The organism is Nocardioides rotundus (genome assembly GCF_019931675.1).
GTDB classification, from domain to species: domain Bacteria; phylum Actinomycetota; class Actinomycetes; order Propionibacteriales; family Nocardioidaceae; genus Nocardioides; species Nocardioides rotundus.
This window is the reverse complement of record NZ_CP082922.1, coordinates 305,379-324,351: the sequence shown is the minus strand read 5'-3', so window position 1 is coordinate 324,351 and position 18,973 is coordinate 305,379. Positions and strand designations below refer to the sequence as shown.

Here is an 18,973-nt window from a genome sequence, read left to right as displayed (position 1 = left end):
TCAAACCCCCTCGCCGACTGGCCCTCACCCGGCCAGGGAGACCTAGACTGAGCGGGTGGCGAAGCGACCGACCCTCGCGGATGTCGCGGAGGAGGTGGGCCTCTCCCCCGCCGCGGTGTCCTACGCCCTGCGCGGCGAGCGCGGCGCGGACGCCACCGTGGAGCGGGTGCGCGCCGCGGCGGCGCGGCTGGGCTACCAGGCCGACCCGATCGCGCGGGCCCTGGCCAGCGGGCGCACCGGCTCGGTCGCGATCCTGTGCGCCACCCTCGGCGACCCGTGGCAGCGCGGCCTGGCCGCCGACCTGGCCCGCGCCCTGCGCACCCGCGGGCGGCACGCGCTGATGGCCGACGCCGACGGCTCGGCCACGGACGAGACGACCCTGCTCGGCAACCTGGCCGACCAGCGCCCCGACGGCCTGCTGGTCACGCCGCTGGACCCGTTCACCGACCGGTGGCGCGAGGTCGCCGAGCGGCTGCCGACGGTGGCGATCGGCGACCGACTCTCCTCCGCGCCCGCGGCCGGCGCGGTCGTCTACGACAACCCGCGCGGGATGGGCCTGGTGCTGGAGATGCTGGCCGACCGGGGGCACCGCCGGATCGCCGTACTCCTCCCGCAGCGGCCCACCACCCCGGACCGGCCGGCGGAGGACTTCATCGCCGGCGAGGCCGAGCGCCGGGGCCTGGAGCTGACGATCGTGCACCTCCCGCCGCCGACGTCGGGCGACGACAGCGGCAGCCGCCGGCTGCGCGCGCTGCTCTCCGCCCCCCACCGGCCGACCGCCGTCTTCGGCCTGAGCGACGTCTTCGCCCTCGACGCGCTGCGAGCCGCGCGCGAGCTCGGGTTGACGGTGCCCGAGGACCTCTCGGTCGTGGGCTTCGACGACGTGGACATGGCCGACCTGGTCGGGCCGGGCCTCACCACGGTCAACTGGGGGCGCAGCACGGTGAGCGAGACGGCGGTGGAGATGCTGCTCGCCGGGCTCGACGACCCGACGGCGATGACCACCCGGGTCATCCCTCCGACACTGGTGCTGAGGGGTACGACGGGTCCGGCCAGCCTGCCCTGAGCAGCGCCGCCAACCCGGCCAGCTGGTCGCCGCGCGGCTGGTCCGCGGGGGTGTCCGGCAGCCCGGCGGCGTCCAGGTCGAGCGAGCGCCCGGCCCACCCGACCAGCCGCGCCTGGTGCAGCGCGAGCAGCTCCGCGGCGAGCACCCGGCGCGCCACATTCAGGGCCCGACGCACCTGCTCCGCGGCCGCGGGCGCCGAGGACTGCACGTCCTCCTGGCCCAGCGCCGTGTCGGCGACCCGCAGCACCGCGGGCTTCTCGCCCGCCACGGCGGCCACCTCGCCGGCGACCTGCTTGTGCACGACGACCATGCCCGCCTCGCCGGGCGACGCCGCGAGCTGTGCGGGCAGCCCGGTCAGGCGCGGGTCCAGCAGCCGGTGCAGCCGGGCAACTCCGTTCTGCGCCGCGTGCACCAGTGCGGTCCGCAGCCCGTCGAGGGCCAGGGCGAGATCGACGGCGTGGAAGCCCGGGGTGCTGGCGAAGCCCCGGCCGGGGAGGTACGCCGGGGAGTCGGTGAGCGCGGACAGCGAGCGGTCCGCGGCCGCCTCGACGCCGTCCGCCGCCCGCTCGACCGCCGCCAGGACCGGCCCCACGACCCGGAAGGAGACCGGCACCTGCGTCTCGCGCAGGTCGCGTGGGTCCCGTCGCCCCCGGACCCGGTCGAGCACCCCGGCCAGCAGGTCGTCGCCGCGGGCCACCTCGGGCAGGTAGGGGCCCGGCGCGGCCCGCACGAGGTCCAGCTCGGCGGCGACGGCGACGGCCCACTGCCGGGACAGGGTGCGCGCCTCCGCGACCCGCAGCAGCGCGAGAGCGGTGGCGACCGGGCGGCCCTGGAGCAGCGCGACGCCCTCCTTGGCCCCGAGCACCGGCGGCTCCAGCGGCGCCACGACCGGGGCGGCGTCCACGGCGGTTCCTGAGGCGTCGAGCACCTGCCCGGCTCCGGCGACGTGGGCGAAGGCATGGGCGAGCGGGACAATCTCGCCGGCGGACGCGGTGGCGTCCCGCGGGATCGCGGGGAGCACGTCCCGCTCCAGCAGCGTGACCAGCCAGCGGCACAGGTCCGCCGAGACCCCAGCATCACCGGTGAGGAAGTCGCGCAGCCTGACGCCGAGCACCGCCCGGGTCTCAGACCGGCTCAACCACGGGGCTCCGCCCACTGCACGACCGACGAGCAGTCGGTGGGACTGCTCGGCGCGCGCGTCCTCGTCGAGCAGCACCCCGCCCTGGGCGCCCATGCCGGTGGTCACGCCGTACACCGGACCGGCGCCCTCCAGCGCCGCCAGCATCTCCCGGCGCCGGGAGTCCACCCGGTCAAGCAGGTCGGGCGCGAGGACCGGCGTGGCCCCCGCCGCGACCGCGCGGATCGCATCGCCGTCCAGGTCCGCGGGCTCGGCGACCACCCGGGTCCCGGTCATCGGTAGCGCACCATCGTGCCCAGCCCGGCGGCCTCCGCCCGGTCGAGCACCAGCTGGCCGACCGCGACGTCGAGGATGGACAGGCCGCGGTGCCAGAACAGGATGCGCTCGTCGTCGCTCTCCCTGCCCGGGCGCTCGCCGGTGGCCACCTGCCCGATCTCGGCGTGCAGGCTGTCGGCGGTGACCAGGCCGGCGTCGAGGTGCGGACGCAGCGCGCCGAAGCGGCCGGACTGCGCCTCGCGCCAGTCGTCGACCACCACCTTGTCGACCACGTCGAGCAGGTCCGCCGCCAGCGCGCTGACCGTGCCGTAGGGCACGAGGAACGCCCCCGGCGCGACCAGGTCGGTGGTCACCAGCGGCGCGGGCTCGGTGAGCCGGGTCGCCTCCACGAGTACGTCGGCCCCGGCGAGCGTCTCCTCGACCGACTCCGTCACCACGACCGGGGTGTCCAGGTCGGCCCGCAGCCGCTCGGCGAAGGCCTCCCGGGACTCCGGGCGCCGGCTGGTCACCCGGATCTCGTCCAGGTCCAGCAGGGCGTCGAGCATCACCACGTTGGCGTACGCCGTCCCTCGGGCGCCGACGTGGCCGAGCACCCGGCTGCCGGGTCGCGCGAGCAGCCGGGCGCCGACCGCGGTCATCGCGCCGGTGCGCACCTCGGTGATCCAGGTGGCGTCCACGATCGCGCGGGGGATGCCGGTCCAGGCGTCGTAGAGCGTCAGCAGGGCCAGCTCGCTGGGCAGCCCGACCCGGTAGTTGGTGTAGAAGTCGCCGACCACCTTCACCCCGCTCGTGCCGTGCTCGCCGAGGGAGGAGACGTGGCCGCGCAGCACGTTGAAGTGCCCGCGGCCGTCGTTGTCCGGCTCCAGGTGCGTGCGCGGCTCGAAGACGGTCTCCCCGCGCCCGTGCGCCGCGACCACGCCGGCCACCGCGTCGACCACCTCGGCCGGCGTGATGGCGAGCGCATCGACGTCGGGCCCGGAGACGAAGCGCAGCCAGATCTCGCCGGTCATGGCGCGATCCTCTCGCACCGGCCCACCCTCAGACGGCGGGCTCCTCCTCGACCGGGTGCGCGGGCACCGCCAGCAGCGCGAGGAACGCCACCGCGGCTGCAGCGGCGAAGACGTAGAACCCCCACGGGTAGGCGACTCCGGCGGTCACCAGGGCGCCGCCGAGGAAGGGACCGACGATGGCGCCGATCCGGCCGACGCCGGCGGCCATGCCCAGCGCCGTACCCCTGATCCGGGCGGGGTAGAGGTGGCTGGTGAACGCGTAGACGAGCACCTGCGCGCTGAAGACGAAGATGCCCGCGAAGAGCACCGCGGCATAGACCAGCACCGTGCTCTGCATCTTGATCGAGAGCAGCGCGAGCAGCACGCCGGCGACGGCGAACCACAGCAGCACGGTCGGCTTGTTGCCGCGCGCGTCGGCGATGGCGCCCGCGACGATCAGCCCGATGACCGCGCCCACGTTGAGGGTGAGCAGCAGCCCCAGGCCCGCGTCGAGGGAGTAGCCCGCCTCGCCCATGATCACCGGGAGCCAGGTGTTGAGGCCGTAGACGAGCAGCAGGCCACAGAACGACGCCGCCCAGATGCCGGCGCTGACCAGCAGGAACCGGCCGCGGACGACCTCCGAGGAGCGCACCCGCTCCCGCGAGCGCTCCGCGGCGAGGAAGGCGTCGGACTCGGGCAGCTTCACCCACATCACCGGGACCACGAGCAGCCCGGCGACGCCGCCGATGACGAACATCGCCTCCCAGCCCCAGTTCGGGATGACCCACATCGCCAGCAGCGCGGTGAGCACGGCGCCGACGTGGTAGCCGGTCATCATCCGGGTCATCGCCGAGCCGGAGCGGCCCTGCGGCGCGTGCTCGCTCATGAAGGTGAGCGCGGTCGGCAGACAGGCGCCCAGGCCGAGCCCGGCGAGGAAGCGCAGCACGATGAAGACCTCCGCTGAGGGGGCGACGGCCACCGCCAGGGTCAGCACGGAGAAGAGCGCGATGCTGGAGATCAGGGTGATCCGCCGGCCGTAGCGGTCGGTGAGCGGCCCCACCGACACCGCGCCGATGCCCACGCCGACCAGGCCGAGCGTGGCGGCGGTGGTCAGCGAGGCGGGGGTGAAGCCGAGCGCCTGGGTCTCGGCCAGCGTCGGGATGACCGCGCCGAGGACGACGAGGTCGTAGCCGTCGAGCGCGACGGCGAGCCAGCACAGCAGCACCGGCCAGGAGGTACGCCGACCGCTGGGCGCGGCGGCGGGACGGGTCGTGGACATGGGCGCTCCTGGTTCGTGCTGAGTGGGTCGGTGCCGCGCGTCGCCCCCTGCCACGCCGGTGCCGGGAGCGTAGGGCCGCCGTACCCCCGAGGGGAACGCCCGGTTTCGCTCAGTGGAAGCGGTGCCGGGCCGCCTGCGCGGCGAGCCGGACGGGGGCGTTGGGCGCGCCGTACCCCTCGTAACCGCCGCGGCGCTCGCAGACCTCCCAGAACACCTCGCCCACGGTGTCGGTGTAGAAGTGCAGGAACTCCCCGCCGCCCGGCTCGCGGTCGTAGAGCACGCCGAGCTCGCGCAGCTCGGCCAGCATCGCCGGGTCCAGGTCGAAGCGGGCGGCCAGGTCGTCGTAGTAGTTGTCCGGCACGGGCAGCAGCGGCACGTTCCCGGCCCGCGCCGACCGCGCGGCCGCCAGCGCGTCGGCGCAGTCGAAGGCGACATGCTGCGGCGCCCAGGGGCGACCGATCGGCAGCAGGTTGAGTGGCAGCCGCACGGCACCGTCGGCCGAGCGCATCACCTGGCTACGGACCAGGCCGGCGGGGCCGGCCACCTCCTGCGACGGCTGCGGCGCGAGCCCGAAGACACTGCTGTAGAACAGCACCGCCTCGTCCGCGTGCTGCCAGGGCTGGACGAGGTTCACATGGTCGACCCCGGTCACCAGGCTCTCCCCGGACGGCGGCACACCGCCCTCGAACTCGGCCACCCAGTCGGTGCCGCGGCTCAGGTAGACCTCGGTGCCGTCGGGCGCGACGAAGGCGCGCAGCCGCTCCTCGCCGGCGAGGGTACGGCGATGCACCGGCGGCGCCATCAGCAGCGCGGCCCGCTCCGCGGTCGCGTCGGGGTCCTCGACCTGCAGCCCGAACGCGGCCAGCGCCGGCTCGGTCCCGCGGGCGAGCTGCTCGTTGAGCACCACCCGCGCCCGGCCGGACTGCCACAGCCGCACCTGCTTGGAGCGGTGGCGCCCGCCGAAGGCGAAGCCGAGGCCCTCGAGGAGCTGCTCGACCGCGCCGGTGTCCTCGGCCTTGATCTCGACGAAGTCCACGCCGGCGGGGCTCGTCGCGGCCGGCAGCCGCAGCAGGTCGGCCGAGCCCGGCGTGGGCCGGTCGAGCGCCTCCGCGGTCGCGGACTCCAGGGCACGCAGCGAGCGCAGCGCCTGCCGGGCCGTGCGGTCGGGGTCGGTCTGGCGGAAGGTGTCGTTGAAGACCTCGAGGGACAGCGGGCCGTCGTACCCCGTGCGCAGCACGTGCCCGAGGAAGCCCGGGAGGTCGAAGGCACCCTCGCCGGGGAAGAGCCGGTGGTGCCGGCTCCAGGAGAGGACGTCCATCTGCAGGTCCGGGGCGTCGGCGAGCTGGAGGAAGAACACCTTCTCGCCGGGGATCTCCTCGATCCCGGCGGGGTCGTGGCCCCGGGAGAGGATGTGGAAGCTGTCCAGGCAGGTGCCGACCTGCGGGTGGTCGGCGAGCTCGACGATCCGCCAGGCGCGGCGGTAGTCGTCGACATACCTCCCCCAGGCGAGCGCCTCGTAGGCCAGGCGGACGCCGTACTCCCCCGCGAGGTCGCCGAGCCGGCGCAGCTGGTCGGCGGAGTGCCTGTCGTCGTCGACCGACGCGGTCCCGACGTTGCTGCAGACCAGCATGGTGTCCATGCCGAGCCGGCTCATCAGCTCGAGCTTGGCCTGGGCGCGGCGCAGCACGTCCTCGAGCTCCGCCTCGGTGACGCCCTCGGCATCGCGGAAGGGCTGGTAGAGGTCCAGGCCCAGGCCGAGCCGGGCGGCCAGGGCGCGGATCTCCTCCGGGCTCTCCGGCGCGGTGACCAGGTCGGGCTCGAAGACCTCCACCCCGTCGAAGCCGGCGGCCGCGCAGGCGTGCAGCTTCTGGACCAGCGTGCCGGACAGGCAGACGGTGGCGATCGACGTGCGCACTCGGACCTCCTCGGCTAATGAACTAAACGGTACATTAGCCGCTCGGTCGGCGGCCGGCCAGCCCCACCACGCCACCCACTAGGCTCGCGGGCATGCCGAGGACCCCCGCCAGCGAGCGTGTCCGGGACGCCGAGCGCACCCGCGCGGAGCTGCTCCAGGTGGCCACGGAGGCGTTCTCCGAGGACGGATACTCCGGCGCCCGGGTGGACGAGATCGCCGAGCGCACCCGCACCACGAAGCGGATGATCTACTACTACTTCGGGGGCAAGGAGGGTCTCTACCTCGCGGTGCTCGAGGCGGCCTACCGGGGGATCCGCAGCGCCGAGCAGGGCATCCACGCCGCCGACCTGCCGCCCGCGGACGCCGTACGCCGGATCGCCGAGCTCACCTTCGACCACCACCACGAGCACCCCGCCTTCATCCGGCTGGTCTCGATCGAGAACATCCACCGCGGCGAGCACCTGCACAAGCTGGACTCGCTACGCGACCTGGCCGCGCCCGCCTCCACGCTGCTGGAGGAGGTGCTCGAGCGCGGCCGCGACGAGGGCGTCTTCCGCGACGACGTCGACGCGGTCGACGTGCACATGCTGATCAGCGCCTACTGCGTCTTCCAGGTCGCCAACCGGTCGACCTTCGGCTATCTCTTCGACCGGGACATGGCCGACCCGGACGTGCGCGCCCGGCACCGCCGGATCCTCGGCGACGCCGTGGTCGCCTGGCTCACCGCCTGAGCCCTCGCCCGCCCGATCTCGTCGGAACCCTTGACGTGACGGCGCTCACTGTGGTGCTCTAGTTCGCGAACGTACTAGTTCGTACATTAAGGAGCGAGTCCATGGCGCACCCGCCGCACGCCTACCTGGTCGGCCTGATCGGCAGCGGCGTCGACCCCTCCTTCTCCCCGCCGCTGCACATGCGCGAGGCGGCCGCGCAGGGGTTGACCTACGTCTACCGGACCCTCGACCTGACCCGTCTGGGGCTGCCACCCGAGGCGGTCGGCGACCTGCTGGGCCAGGCCCGGACGCTGGGGTACGACGCCCTCAACATCACCCACCCCTGCAAGCAGCTGGTGATCGAGCACCTGGACCGGCTCTCCCCCGACGCCGCCCGGCTCGGCGCGGTCAACACCGTGGTCTTCACCGACGAGGGCGCGGTCGGTCACAACACCGACGTGACCGGCTTCGCCGCCGCGTTCCGCCGCGGCCTGCCCGTCGCGCCGACCCGCGAGGTGGTGCAGCTCGGCGCCGGCGGCGCGGGCGCCGCGGTCGCCGACGCCCTGCTCGGCCTCGGCACGGACCGGCTGATCCTGGTCGACGTCGACGAGCGGCGCGCGCACGCGCTCGCCACCGAGCTGACCCGGCACCACCCGCACGCCCGCGTCGAGCCCGCCCAGCCCGACAAGCTGTCCGCGCTGCTCCCCGACGCCGACGGCCTCGTGCACTGCACCCCCACCGGCATGGCCGACCACCCCGGCCTGCCGCTGGACCCCGCGCTGCTCCACCCCGACCTGTGGGTGGCAGACATCGTCTACCGGCCGCTGGACACCGCGCTGCTGCAGGCAGCCCGGGCCGCCGGCTGCCGGACGCTCCATGGAGGTCACATGGCGGTCCACCAGGCCGTCGACGCCTTCCGGCTGATCACCGGCATCAGCCCCGACGCCGACCGCATGCACGCCCACCTGCGCGAGCTCGCCTCGGCCGAGAGCTGATCACCACCCCCGTTCGTCCGGCACCGTGCCGGTGAGACCCAGGAGGAACCCCATGGACGGCACCACCGTCACCCGCACCCCGAAGAAGGCGGCCCTCGCCAGCTTCATGGGCAGCGCGGTCGAGTACTACGACTTCTTCGTCTTCGGCTCCGCCGCGGCGCTGATCTTCCCCACCGTCTTCTTCCCCGACGCCGGGAACGCGGCGCTGGTCATGTCGTTCGCGACCTTCGCCTTCGCCTACGTCGCCCGCCCCTTCGGCGCGGTCATCCTCGGTCACTTCGGCGACCGGATCGGCCGACAGAAGGTGCTGATGTTCACCCTCGTGCTGATGGGCGCCGCGACGTTCCTGATCGGCTGCCTGCCCTCGTACGACGCCATCGGCTGGGTCGCGCCGGCGCTCCTCGTCCTCTGCCGCCTACTGCAGGGGCTCTCGGCTGCCGGCGAGCAGGCCGGCGCCTCGTCGCTGACCCTCGAGCACGCGCCCGACGACCGCCGCTCGTTCTTCACCTCCTGGACGCTGACCGGCACCCAGGGCGGCCAGATCCTCGCCGCGCTGGTCTTCATCCCGGTCGTCGCACTGCCCGACGACATCAAGTACAGCTACGGCTGGCGGATCCCGTTCTGGTTCTCCGCGCTGGTCGTGGTCGTCGCCTACTTCATCCGCCGCAGCCTGCACGAGACCCCGGAGTTCGAGGAGGCCAAGGCGAACAACGAGATCGTCAAGCTGCCGCTGGGCGTGCTGATGCGCGACCACTGGAAGGACGTGCTGCGGGTCATCTGCTGCGCCTTCATCGCCGCCGTGTCCACCGTGTTCGGCAACCTCGCGATCGCCTACGGCGTCCTCGTGGGACTCAACGAGTCCATCACCCTGTGGCTGGTGGTCGCGGCGAACGCGGTGGCGCTCTTCACCCAACCGATGTTCGGCATGCTCGCCGACCGGATCGGGCGCAAGCCGGTCTTCATCTACGGCGCGCTGTCGTCGGCGGTCCTGATGCCGTTCTACCTGCTCTCGATGAGCCAGGACAACGAGCTGCTGACCTTCGCCCTGGCGATCGCGACCTTCTCCTTCGGGTACGCCGCCGCCAACGCGGTGTGGCCGTCGTTCTACGGCGAGATGTTCAGCACCCGGGTGCGCTTCTCCGGGATGGCGATCGGCACCCAGCTGGGCTTCCTGATGGCGGGCTTCGCGCCCTCGATCGTCACCGGGCTCGGCGGCGTGCAGGAGGGCGGCTGGGTCGTGACCGCCGGATTCACGGCGGTCATCGCGCTGATCGCCGCGATCTCGGCAAGCACCGCCCGGGAGACCAAGGACGTCCCCACCGCCGCGCTCGGGCTCACCACTCGGCGCGCCCAGCGGGTCGAGGCGGCCACCGCCTGACTCGGTGGCGCGGGTGGCCCCGCGGAGCCGCACTGGCATAACTGACCGACAGCCGCCCCCGCCCCGCGTGAGCGCGGTCGGCGCAGCGACTTGTGCCAGTGCGGCTACGAACGGGGGCTCAGGCCTCCCGCATCGGGATCCGTACGTCGCGCTCGGCGGCCACCTCGGTGGCGCGGTCGTAGCCCGCGTCCACGTGCCGGATCACGCCCATGCCCGGGTCGTTGGTGAGAACCCGCTCGATCTTCTCCGCGGCCAGCGGCGTGCCGTCGGCCACCGTGACCTGGCCCGCGTGCAGCGAGCGCCCCATCCCGACCCCGCCGCCGTGGTGGAAGCTGACCCACGTGGCGCCGGAGGAGGTGTTCACCAGGGCGTTGAGGATCGCCCAGTCGGCGATCGCGTCGGAGCCGTCGGCCATCGACTCGGTCTCCCGGTACGGCGAGGCCACGGACCCGCAGTCCAGGTGGTCGCGGCCGATCACGATCGGCGCCTTCAGCTCACCGCTGGCCACCATCTCGTTGAACTTCAGGCCGGCCCGGTGCCGGTCGCCGTACCCCAGCCAGCAGATCCGCGCCGGCAGGCCCTGGAAGTGGACCCGCTCGCCGGCCATGTCGAGCCACTTGTGCAGGCGCGCGTACTCCGGCTTCTCCTCCGCGGGGAAGAGCTCCTTGATCGCCCGGTCGGTGGCGTAGATGTCCTCCGGGTCGCCCGACAGCGCCGCCCAGCGGAACGGGCCCTTGCCCTCGCAGAACAGCGGCCGGATGTAGGCGGGCACGAACCCGGGGAACTCGAAGGCCCGGTCGTAGCCGCCCTGGCGGGCCTCGTCCCGGATCGAGTTGCCGTAGTCGAAGACCTCTGCCCCGGCGTCCTGGAACTCCACCATCGCGCGCACGTGCGCGGCCATCGACTCCTGCGCCCGCTTGGTGAAGCCGCGCGGGTCCTCCTCACGCTCGGAGGCCCAGTCCTCGAACGGGACCCCGACGGGCAGGTACCACAGCGGGTCGTGGGCGGAGGTCTGGTCGGTGACGATGTCGATGATCCCGCGGCCGTCCTCCTCCTTGCGGTCCAGGTGCAGCTCCAGCAGCGCCGGCACCAGCTCGGCGGCGTTGCCCTCCAGCCCGATGGACAGCGGCCGCTTCGCGTCCCGCGCCTCCAGTGCAAGCTCGACGGCGTGCTCGAGGGAGTCGGCCTTCACGTCGAGGTAGCGGTGGTCGATCCGCCGCTGGATCCGCGCCGGGTCGACCTCGATGCAGATCGCCACACCGTCGTTCATCGTCACCGCGAGCGGCTGCGCCCCGCCCATGCCGCCGAGCCCGGCGGTGAGGGTGACGGTGCCGGCGAGGCTGCCGCCGAAGCTCTTGTCGGCCACCGCGGCGAAGGTCTCGAAGGTGCCCTGGAGGATCCCCTGGGTGCCGATGTAGATCCACGACCCGGCGGTCATCTGGCCATACATCGTCAGCCCGAGGTCCTCCAGCCGCCGGAACTCCTCCCAGTTGGCCCAGTCGCCGACCAGGTTGGAGTTCGCGATCAGCACCCGCGGCGCCCACTCGTGGGTCCGCATCACGCCGACCGGCTTGCCGGACTGGACCAGCATGGTCTCGTCGTCGGCCAGGGTGCGCAGGGTGCGCAGCAGCGCGTCGTAGGACTCCCAGTCGCGCGCGGCCTTGCCGGTGCCGCCATACACGACGAGGTCCTCGGGCCGCTCGGCGTTCTCCGGGTCGAGGTTGTTCATCAGCATCCGCATCGGCGCCTCGGTCTGCCAGGAGCGGCAGGTGAGGTCGGTGCCGTGCGGCGCGTGGATGGGCAGGCGCGGGTTGGTCTGGTCGGTCATGCGAGTTCTCCGATCACTTCCTCGGCGGCGGCGAGCACCGCGCCGGACTGGACGAGCGAGACGACTGAGTCGATGTCGGGGGCGAGGAACCGGTCGGGGCCGGGCCCGGCGACGCCGTTGTCGCGCAGCAGGCGTACGACGGCCCCGGTGGCCGGCGAGGGCTCGAGCCCGGCCCGCAGGTCGAGCGCCCGGGCGGCGGTGAGGATCTCGATCGCGACCACCCGGGAGAGCCCGTCGATCGCGCGGCGCAGCTTGCGGGCCGCGTTCCACCCCATCGAGACGTGGTCCTCCTGCATCGCCGAGCTCGGGATCGAGTCCACCGAGGCGGGCACGGCGAGCCGCTTGAGCTCGGAGACGATCGCGGCGGAGGTGTACTGCGCGATCATCAGACCGCTGTCCACGCCGGGGTCGGCGGCGAGGAACGGCGGGAGGCCGTGGCTGCGGGACCGGTCGAGGAAGCGGTCGGTGCGGCGCTCGCTGATCGAGGCGACGTCCGCGGTCGCGATCGCCAGGAAGTCCAGCACGTAGGCGACCGGAGCCCCGTGGAAGTTGCCGTTGGACTCCACGCGGCCCTCGTCGGGCAGCACGACCGGGTTGTCGATGGCGCTGGCCAGCTCCCGCTCGGCCACGGAGGCGGCGTGGTCGACGGTGTCGCGGGCCGCGCCGTGGACCTGCGGCGAGCAACGCAGGGAGTAGGCGTCCTGGACCCGGTTGCAGTCGCCGGTGCGGTGCGAGGCCACCACCTCGGAGTCGGCCATCAGGCGCACCAGGTTCGCGGCCGAGTCGGCCTGCCCGGGGTGCGGGCGGATCGCCTGCAGCTCCGGGGCGAAGACCCGGTCGGTGCCGAGCTGGCCCTCGACGCTCATCGCGGCGGCGATGTCCGCGGTCCGCAGCAGCCGGCGCAGGTCGGCGATCGCCATGACCAGCATGCCGAGCATCCCGTCGGTGCCGTTGATCAGGGCCAGGCCCTCCTTGGCCTCGAGCTCGACGGGGGCCAGACCGGCGGCGGCGAGTGCCTCGGCGGCCGGGCGCAGCTCGCCGTCGGCGTCGCGGACGTCGCCCTCCCCCATCAGCGCGAGCGCGCAGTGGGAGAGCGGCGCCAGGTCGCCGGAGCAGCCGAGGGAGCCGTACTCGTGCACCACCGGGGTGATCCCGTGGCTGAGCATCGCCGCCATCAGCTCGGCGGTCTCCCGGCGGATGCCGGTGTGGCCGGTCGCCAGGGTGGACAGGCGCAGCAGCATGAGCCCCCGCACCACCTCGCGCTCGACCTCGGGGCCGGAGCCGGCCGCGTGCGAGCGGACCAAGGAGCGCTGCAGCTGGTGGCGCATCTCGGTCGGGATGTGCCGGGTGGCGAGGGCGCCGAATCCGGTGGAGATGCCGTACGCCGGCTCCGCGCCGGCCGCCAGCTCCTCGACCACGCCGCGAGCCCGGTCGATCGCCGTCAGCGCGTCCTCGGTGAGGGCGACGGGGGCGCCGTCGCGGGCGACGGCGAGGAGGTCGTCGAAGGTCACGGGGCCGACGCCGACCTCGATGGTCGGCGCCTCGACGGTCGGGGCAGGGTGAGCGGTGGTCATGTCGACCATGGAACTCCCGCGGCGGCCCGGTCGCCAGCGAGGGGCGCCGTACTCTGTCTCAGATCCGAGACCTGGCGGTCACACCTGGGGGTGTGAACAGGTGGGACAGGAGTGCCTAACGTGGACAGAACGTGTGCCGGGAACGGCATGCGACCCGATCGAGGAGGCACTCGTGAGCACCAACCAGATCGTCTGGATCGTCGTCGCCGCCGTCGTCGTCCTGCTGGTCCTGGGCGTCATCATGGCGCTGGCCGGCAAGAAGAAGCAGCGGCAGCAGGCCGAGCGGCGCGAGCAGGCTCAGGAGATCCGCCAGGACGCGCGGCGCGACGACGCGTCGCTGCGCGAGGCGGAGGCCGACGCCCAGCGCCGGCGCGACGAGGCCGCGGCCGCCGAGCGGCGGGCCCAGGAGGCCGAGCGCGGCGCCGCGCAGCAGCGCGCCACCCAGGAGGACCGGATCCGCGAGGCCGACCGGCTCGACCCCGATGTCGACCACCGCTCCAAGGACTACACGCCCGACCCGGACCGGGGTGTCGGCACGACGGGCACCGCCGCCGGGGCCACGAGCGCGACCACCGGCACGACCGGGACCACCGGGACCACGGGCACCGACGACGTGCGCGGCACCCACCCGACCGACCAGCCCTACGCCGAGCCGACCCGCCGTCTCGAGGGCGAGGAGGACCCGGACTACCGCGACGACGACCGGCGCATCTGACGCCTGACCCGACACCTCGCACCGGGCCACGCCGGCCCGGCGCGAGGATGCCGTCATGAGCCAGGTGCCGGCGGCGACGCGGACGCTCCGCGTGCTGCACTTCCTGGCCAGCCAGTCCGAGCCGGTCCCGTTGGACCGGATCATGCGCGCCACGGGCATGCCGCGCTCGACGGCGTACCACCTGCTCAACGCGATGATCGACGAGGGCTTCGTCGTCCACCTGCCCGAGGAGCACCGCTACGGCCTCGGCGTCGCGGCCTTCGAGGTGGGCAGCGGGTACGCCCGGCAAGCGCCGCTGAGCCGCATCGCTCGGCGCCCGCTCGCCCGACTCGTCGACCGGACCGGCCAGAGCGCGCACCTCGCGGTGCTGCACGGGCGCGAGGTGTTCTATGTGCTCGAGGAGCGGGCGAAGGGCCGGCCGCCGCTGGTGACCGACGTCGGCGTGCGGCTGCCCGCGCAGCTCACAGCCAGCGGCCGCGCCATCCTGGCCCGGCTCCCGGCAGCGCAGGTGCGCGCCCTCTACCCCGACCGCTCCGCCTTCGTCGACCGGCACGGCCTCGGGCCGACGTCGCTCTCGGCGCTCCGGACGCTCCTGCAGGAGACCCGGCAGCGGGGGTACGCCGAGGAGGACGGCGAGGTGACCCCCGGGTTCGCCAGCGTCGCCGCGCCGGTGCTCGACCACAACGGGCACCCCGTGGCCGGTGTCGCGGTGACCTACCCGCACGAGTCCGGCGGCGCGCAGGTCGACCTGCCGGCCGTGCGGGCCGCCGTACGCGACACCGCCTCCACCCTGACCCGGAGGCTCGGCGGCCAGCCGGCCTGACTCCCCCGGCGCCGGATGATGGACGTTCCTGTGGCGCGGGCTGCGCGGTACCGCTACTGTCACGCCTGGTTCGTTCGACCACTCACAACCAGGGGGAATTCCAGCATGTCTACGACCCGTCGTATGGGCGCTCTTCTCGTCGCCCTCGTCACCACCCTCGCGCTGAGCGTCGGTCTCGCACCCGCGGGTGTCGCCGCCAAGCCGCAGCACGAGTTCAAGTCCCTGCAGTCCGGCGAGACCAGCACCGAGGGCCGGTTCTTCGTCAAGGGGCAGGTCACGTCCTACCGCAACCGCCCGGTCATCCTGCAGCGGCAGGCGAAGAAGGGCGCTCCGTGGAAGACGGTCCAGCGCAAGGACAGCAACGAGTGGGGCGGCTTCCGGATGTACTTCGGAGGTCGGATCGGCAACGGCTTCCGGGTCAAGCTGTACGCGACGAAGTGGCGCTCGGAGACCTACCGGTTCATCGGCCGGATCGTGCCGGCCCGCGAGGCCGCGCCTCGGCTGAGCGCCCGCTGACCGACGTACCACCGCACCTCGTCCGGAGCCGGTCCGACCAGCAGGTCGGGCCGGCTCCGTGGCTTTCCTCACCCGTCCGAAGGGTGCCGCGCTGGGGTTACCTGCGGGTAGCCTGGCCGTGATCCGGGCGCCTGCTGATCGACGGCGATGTACGCCGTAGTCTCAGCGCCCTGACGCCGTGGACGCTCGGCGCTCCCCCTGCGGCCGAGCTCAGTTGAGGAGACGCTTGTGACCTGGGTGCTGATCATCGGCCTCATCATGCTGGCGATCGCGTTGCCGATCGTGGGCCGCCGACTGCTGTTCCTGTACCGCCTCATCACCTCCGGGCAGCCGGCCCCGGATCGGCTGCGCGAGGTGCGCAGCAAGATCGGTCAGGCGATCCGCAACCAGGTGGTCGAGGTCTTCGGCCAGCGGCGGCTGCTGAAGTGGACGATCCCGGGTGCCGCGCACGCGATGGTCTTCTGGGCCTTCCTGATCCTGGGCTCGGTCTACCTCGAGGCGTTCGGCATCATGTTCAGCCGCAATCCGAAGTGGGCCATCCCGGTCATCGGCCATTGGGACGTGCTGGGCTTCGCTCAGGACACGATCGCGCTGCTCTGTCTCCTCGGCATCTTCCTGTTCTGGCAGATCCGCCTGCGCAACAACCCCGAGCGGCTGGGCCGCAAGTCCCGCTTCATGGGCTCCCACCTCGGCGGGGCGTACCTCGTCCTGTTCATGATCTTCAACGTCATCTGGACGATGTTCTTCTTCCGCGGCGCCGCCGCGGCCAACGACAACCTCCCCTACGGCTGGGGCGCCTACGCCTCCCAGGGCGTCGGCAGGCTGTTCGACGCGATGGGTCTGAGCCACGGCACCCTGGAGGTGATGGAGGGCGTCGGCCTGCTGCTGCACATCGGCGTGATGCTGGCCTTCCTGATCGAGGTCGTGCACTCCAAGCACCTGCACATCTTCCTGGCGCCGATCAACGTGCTCTTCAAGCGCGAGGAGGACGGGGTCGCGCTCGGCGCGCTCAAGCCGCTCACCGTGAAGGGCGAGCCCGTCACCCTCGACGACATCGAGGACATGGACGAGGACACCACACTCGGCGTCGGCAGCATCGTGGACTTCTCCTGGAAGGGCCTGCTGGACATGGCGACCTGCACCGAGTGCGGTCGCTGCCAGTCCCAGTGCCCGGCGTGGAACACCGAGAAGCCGCTGAGCCCGAAGCTGCTGATCATGAACCTGCGCGACCACGCGATGGGCGCGGGCGACTACCTGTTGGCCGGAGAGGACAAGTCCAAGGTGTCGGCCACCGCGCTGGCCGAGGCCGAGCGCCCCCTGGTCGGCGAGACCGAGGGCGACCCGGCGGAGCCCACCGGCGGCGGCGTCATCGACCCCGACGTCCTGTGGTCCTGCGTGTCCTGCGGCGCCTGCGTCCAGCAGTGCCCGGTGGACATCGAGCACGTCGACCACATCGTCGACATGCGCCGCTACCAGGTGCTCGTCGAGTCCAACTTCCCCTCCGAGCTCAACCAGCTCTTCAAGGGCATGGAGTCCAAGGGCAACCCGTGGAACATGTCCCCGAACATGCGGATGGACTGGGCCAAGGGCCTGGACTTCGAGGTCCCCGTGGTCGGTGAGGACCTGGAGTCGCTGGAGTCGGTCGACTGGCTGTTCTGGGTCGGCTGCGCCGGCGCCTACGAGGACCGCGCGATGAAGACCACCCGCGCGGTCGCCGAGCTCCTCAACATCGCCGACGTCTCCTTCGGCGTCCTCGGCAAGGGCGAGACCTGCACCGGCGACTCCGCGCGCCGGGCCGGCAACGAGTTCGTCTTCCAGGGCCTGGCCCAGGAGAACGTGGAGACCTTCAAGGAGTACAAGGTCAAGAAGGTCGTCTCCACCTGCGCCCACTGCTTCAACACGCTGAAGAACGAGTACAAGGAGTTCGGCATCGAGCTGGAGGTGGTCCACCACACCCAGCTGCTGAACCGGCTCGTCCGCGAGGGCCGGCTGACCCCGGTCGCCGACGGCGCGGGAGCGGCGAAGCGGTCGATCACCTACCACGACCCGTGCTACATCGGGCGGCACAACCAGGTCTACGAGCCCCCGCGGGAGCTGCTCACGGTGCTCCCGGGTGCCGAGCTGGTCGAGATGGAGCGGAACTCCGAGCGCTCCTTCTGCTGCGGCGCCGGCGGTGCCCGCATGTGGATGGAGGAGACCATCGGTGAGCGGATCAACGTCAACCGCACCACCGAGGCGGTCGGCACCGGCGCGGACCAGATCGCGGTCGGCTGCCCGTTCTGCCGGGTGATGCTCTCCGACGGCCTGACCGCCCTGCAGGACTCCGGCGAGGCGCGCGAGGAGGTCGAGGTCCTCGACGTCGCGCAGATGCTCCTCGCCTCGGTCAAGGGCGTCCCCGCCACCCGCGACCGCGCGAAGTCCGGCGCCGCCGGCGCCTCCGCCAAGTCCAAGCCCGCGGAGTCCAAGCCCGCCGAGTCGGCGCCAGTTGACCGCGAGTCGGCGCCAGTTGACGGCGAGTCGGCACGTGTTGACGGTACGGCGGCCGGCGCGACCGCCGCGGGTGCCGGTACGGCGGCCGGTGGGTCGCTGTTCGACGTCGGCTCGGACGACTCCACCCCGTCTGAGGAGGCGGGGACGACCTCCTCGTCATCCTCCGGTGGGTCGCTGTTCGACCTCGGGTCCGAGGAGTCCGCCAGCGATGCTCCGGAGGCCGAGGCGTCGCCCTCCCAGACCACCGAGTCCGGTGCCGAGGACCTGGGCAGCGGTGGGTCGCTGTTCGACCTGGGCGGCGACGAGCAGGGCTCGTCCACCAACGCGAAGGCAGAGCCTGCCGAGCCGGCGGCGAAGCCCGCGGAGACCGAGAACGGTCAGGAGCTCGGCTCCTCCGGCTCGCTCTTCGACGTCGCGGCGGACGAGCCGGCGACGAGCACGCCGACCGAGGCGAAGGAGACTCAGCCCGCCGAGGAGAGCCCCTCGACCCCGGAGCCGACGCCGACTCCCGCCGCGGACACGACCTCGGCCTCGAACGCTGCACCCGGCTCGGAGATCCCCGAGGGCGGGTCGCTGTTCGACATCGAGGCGCCCGCCGAGCCGGCTGCTGCCCCGCCGGCCGCTCCGGTCGAGGAGTCGCCGGTGGCCGAGGCTCCGGCCGAGGAGTCGAAGGCGACCGAGGAGCCTGCGGCGGCCGAGTCGGAGGAGCCGGCCACGGAGTCCGGTCCGTCCGAGTCGGCTGCTCCGGCGAAGCCCGCTCAGGCCGCGGCGGTCGGCAGCGAGATCCCCGAGGGCGGGTCGCTCTTCGACATCGAGACGCCCGCCCAGCCCCAGCCGACCGCGACTGCTGCCGTCGTACCCGACGAGGCGACCGAGGGCGACACCGACACCGCGGACGTCGTCGAGTCGGAGCTGACCGAGTCGGTGCAGACCGAGTCCGAGACGACCGGTACGGCGGCCACCGCGGAGGCGACCGACTTCGGCACCACGGAGACGGGCAGCACCGTCACCGACCGGGGCGAGAACGAGGCCCCGACCGAGGCGGTCGACCCCGAGCGGGTGAGCCAGGCGGCGACCGAGGCTGCCCAGGACGAGGAGCCGGCGTCAACACGCGCCGACTCGCCGTCAACAAGCGCCGACTCGGGGTCAACAAGCGCCGACTCGGGGAGGAAGCACCAGCCCCGGACGGACGTCGACATCAACGAGTCGGGCTCGCTCTTCGACCTCTGAGCGAGCCGGGTCGCCGTACCCGAGCCACAACGTCATACGCCCCGGGGAACC

The 18,973-nt window shown here is 73.0% G+C and carries 14 protein-coding genes; 8 read left to right on the top strand and 6 right to left on the bottom strand.

From position 1 onward, the window contains the following. Nucleotides 1-55 precede the first annotated feature (55 nt). Nucleotides 56-1,066, top strand: a complete 1,011-nt coding sequence (locus K8W59_RS01540; RefSeq protein WP_223397020.1) for a LacI family DNA-binding transcriptional regulator — start codon at nt 56-58, stop codon at nt 1,064-1,066. Here K8W59_RS01540 and K8W59_RS01535 read toward each other — a convergent pair. The 4 genes from K8W59_RS01535 to K8W59_RS01520 form a co-directional block, all read right to left on the bottom strand. Further along, nucleotides 1,011-2,480 (bottom strand): aromatic amino acid lyase, encoded by a 1,470-nt coding sequence (locus tag K8W59_RS01535; protein ID WP_223397019.1) that lies wholly within the window; start codon nt 2,478-2,480, stop codon nt 1,011-1,013. The two genes, K8W59_RS01540 and K8W59_RS01535, sit on opposite strands and share 56 nt — an antisense overlap. After that, nucleotides 2,477-3,490, bottom strand: coding sequence for an ornithine cyclodeaminase family protein (locus K8W59_RS01530; RefSeq protein ID WP_223397018.1), 1,014 nt, complete (start codon nt 3,488-3,490; stop codon nt 2,477-2,479). The genes K8W59_RS01535 and K8W59_RS01530 overlap by 4 nt, the downstream gene beginning before the upstream one ends. 28 nt (nt 3,491-3,518) lie before the next feature. Beyond that, a complete protein-coding gene (locus K8W59_RS01525; RefSeq protein ID WP_223397017.1) occupies nt 3,519-4,748 on the bottom strand; it encodes an MFS transporter in 1,230 nt (409 codons plus the stop codon). A 109-nt stretch (nt 4,749-4,857) separates the two neighbouring features. Then, the gene (locus K8W59_RS01520) at nt 4,858-6,663 is read right to left on the bottom strand and encodes a bifunctional sugar phosphate isomerase/epimerase/4-hydroxyphenylpyruvate dioxygenase family protein (RefSeq protein ID WP_223397016.1); all 1,806 of its coding nucleotides are present in this window, start codon (nt 6,661-6,663) and stop codon (nt 4,858-4,860) included. Between the two features lie 92 nt (nt 6,664-6,755). Here K8W59_RS01520 and K8W59_RS01515 point away from each other — a divergent pair, with 92 nt between their 5' ends. The 3 genes from K8W59_RS01515 to K8W59_RS01505 all read left to right on the top strand — a co-directional run bounded on the left by K8W59_RS01515 (nt 6,756) and on the right by K8W59_RS01505 (nt 9,746). Then, nucleotides 6,756-7,394 carry a TetR/AcrR family transcriptional regulator gene (locus K8W59_RS01515; RefSeq protein WP_223397015.1) on the top strand — a complete coding sequence of 213 codons (639 nt, stop codon included), beginning with the start codon at nt 6,756-6,758 and terminating at the stop codon, nt 7,392-7,394. A 101-nt stretch (nt 7,395-7,495) separates the two neighbouring features. Further along, the gene (locus K8W59_RS01510) at nt 7,496-8,368 is read left to right on the top strand and encodes a shikimate dehydrogenase (protein WP_223397014.1); all 873 of its coding nucleotides are present in this window, start codon (nt 7,496-7,498) and stop codon (nt 8,366-8,368) included. A 52-nt stretch (nt 8,369-8,420) separates the two neighbouring features. Continuing rightward, nucleotides 8,421-9,746 carry an MFS transporter gene (locus tag K8W59_RS01505; protein ID WP_223397013.1) on the top strand — a complete coding sequence of 442 codons (1,326 nt, stop codon included), beginning with the start codon at nt 8,421-8,423 and terminating at the stop codon, nt 9,744-9,746. A 118-nt stretch (nt 9,747-9,864) separates the two neighbouring features. Here K8W59_RS01505 and hutU read toward each other — a convergent pair whose 3' ends face one another. Then, entirely contained in the window at nt 9,865-11,574 is a 1,710-nt protein-coding gene (gene hutU / locus K8W59_RS01500; RefSeq protein WP_223397012.1) for a urocanate hydratase, read from the bottom strand. Beyond that, entirely contained in the window at nt 11,571-13,157 is a 1,587-nt protein-coding gene (gene hutH, locus K8W59_RS01495; RefSeq protein ID WP_397195938.1) for a histidine ammonia-lyase, read from the bottom strand. The genes hutU and hutH overlap by 4 nt, the downstream gene beginning before the upstream one ends. A gap of 163 nt (nt 13,158-13,320) precedes the next feature. Here hutH and K8W59_RS01490 point away from each other — a divergent pair, with 163 nt between their 5' ends. From K8W59_RS01490 to K8W59_RS01475, 4 genes are all read left to right on the top strand, one after another. Continuing rightward, on the top strand, nt 13,321-13,863 hold the full coding sequence (locus tag K8W59_RS01490; protein ID WP_223397010.1) for a hypothetical protein: 543 nt from the start codon (nt 13,321-13,323) through the stop codon (nt 13,861-13,863). Nucleotides 13,864-13,918: 55 nt separating this feature from the next. Next, a complete protein-coding gene (locus K8W59_RS01485) occupies nt 13,919-14,686 on the top strand; it encodes an IclR family transcriptional regulator (RefSeq protein WP_223397009.1) in 768 nt (255 codons plus the stop codon). Between the two features lie 123 nt (nt 14,687-14,809). Further along, on the top strand, nt 14,810-15,202 hold the full coding sequence (locus K8W59_RS01480) for a hypothetical protein (RefSeq protein WP_223397008.1): 393 nt from the start codon (nt 14,810-14,812) through the stop codon (nt 15,200-15,202). 228 nt (nt 15,203-15,430) lie between these two features. Further along, the gene (locus K8W59_RS01475; RefSeq protein WP_223397007.1) at nt 15,431-18,922 is read left to right on the top strand and encodes a heterodisulfide reductase-related iron-sulfur binding cluster; all 3,492 of its coding nucleotides are present in this window, start codon (nt 15,431-15,433) and stop codon (nt 18,920-18,922) included. Nucleotides 18,923-18,973: the final 51 nt, after the last annotated feature.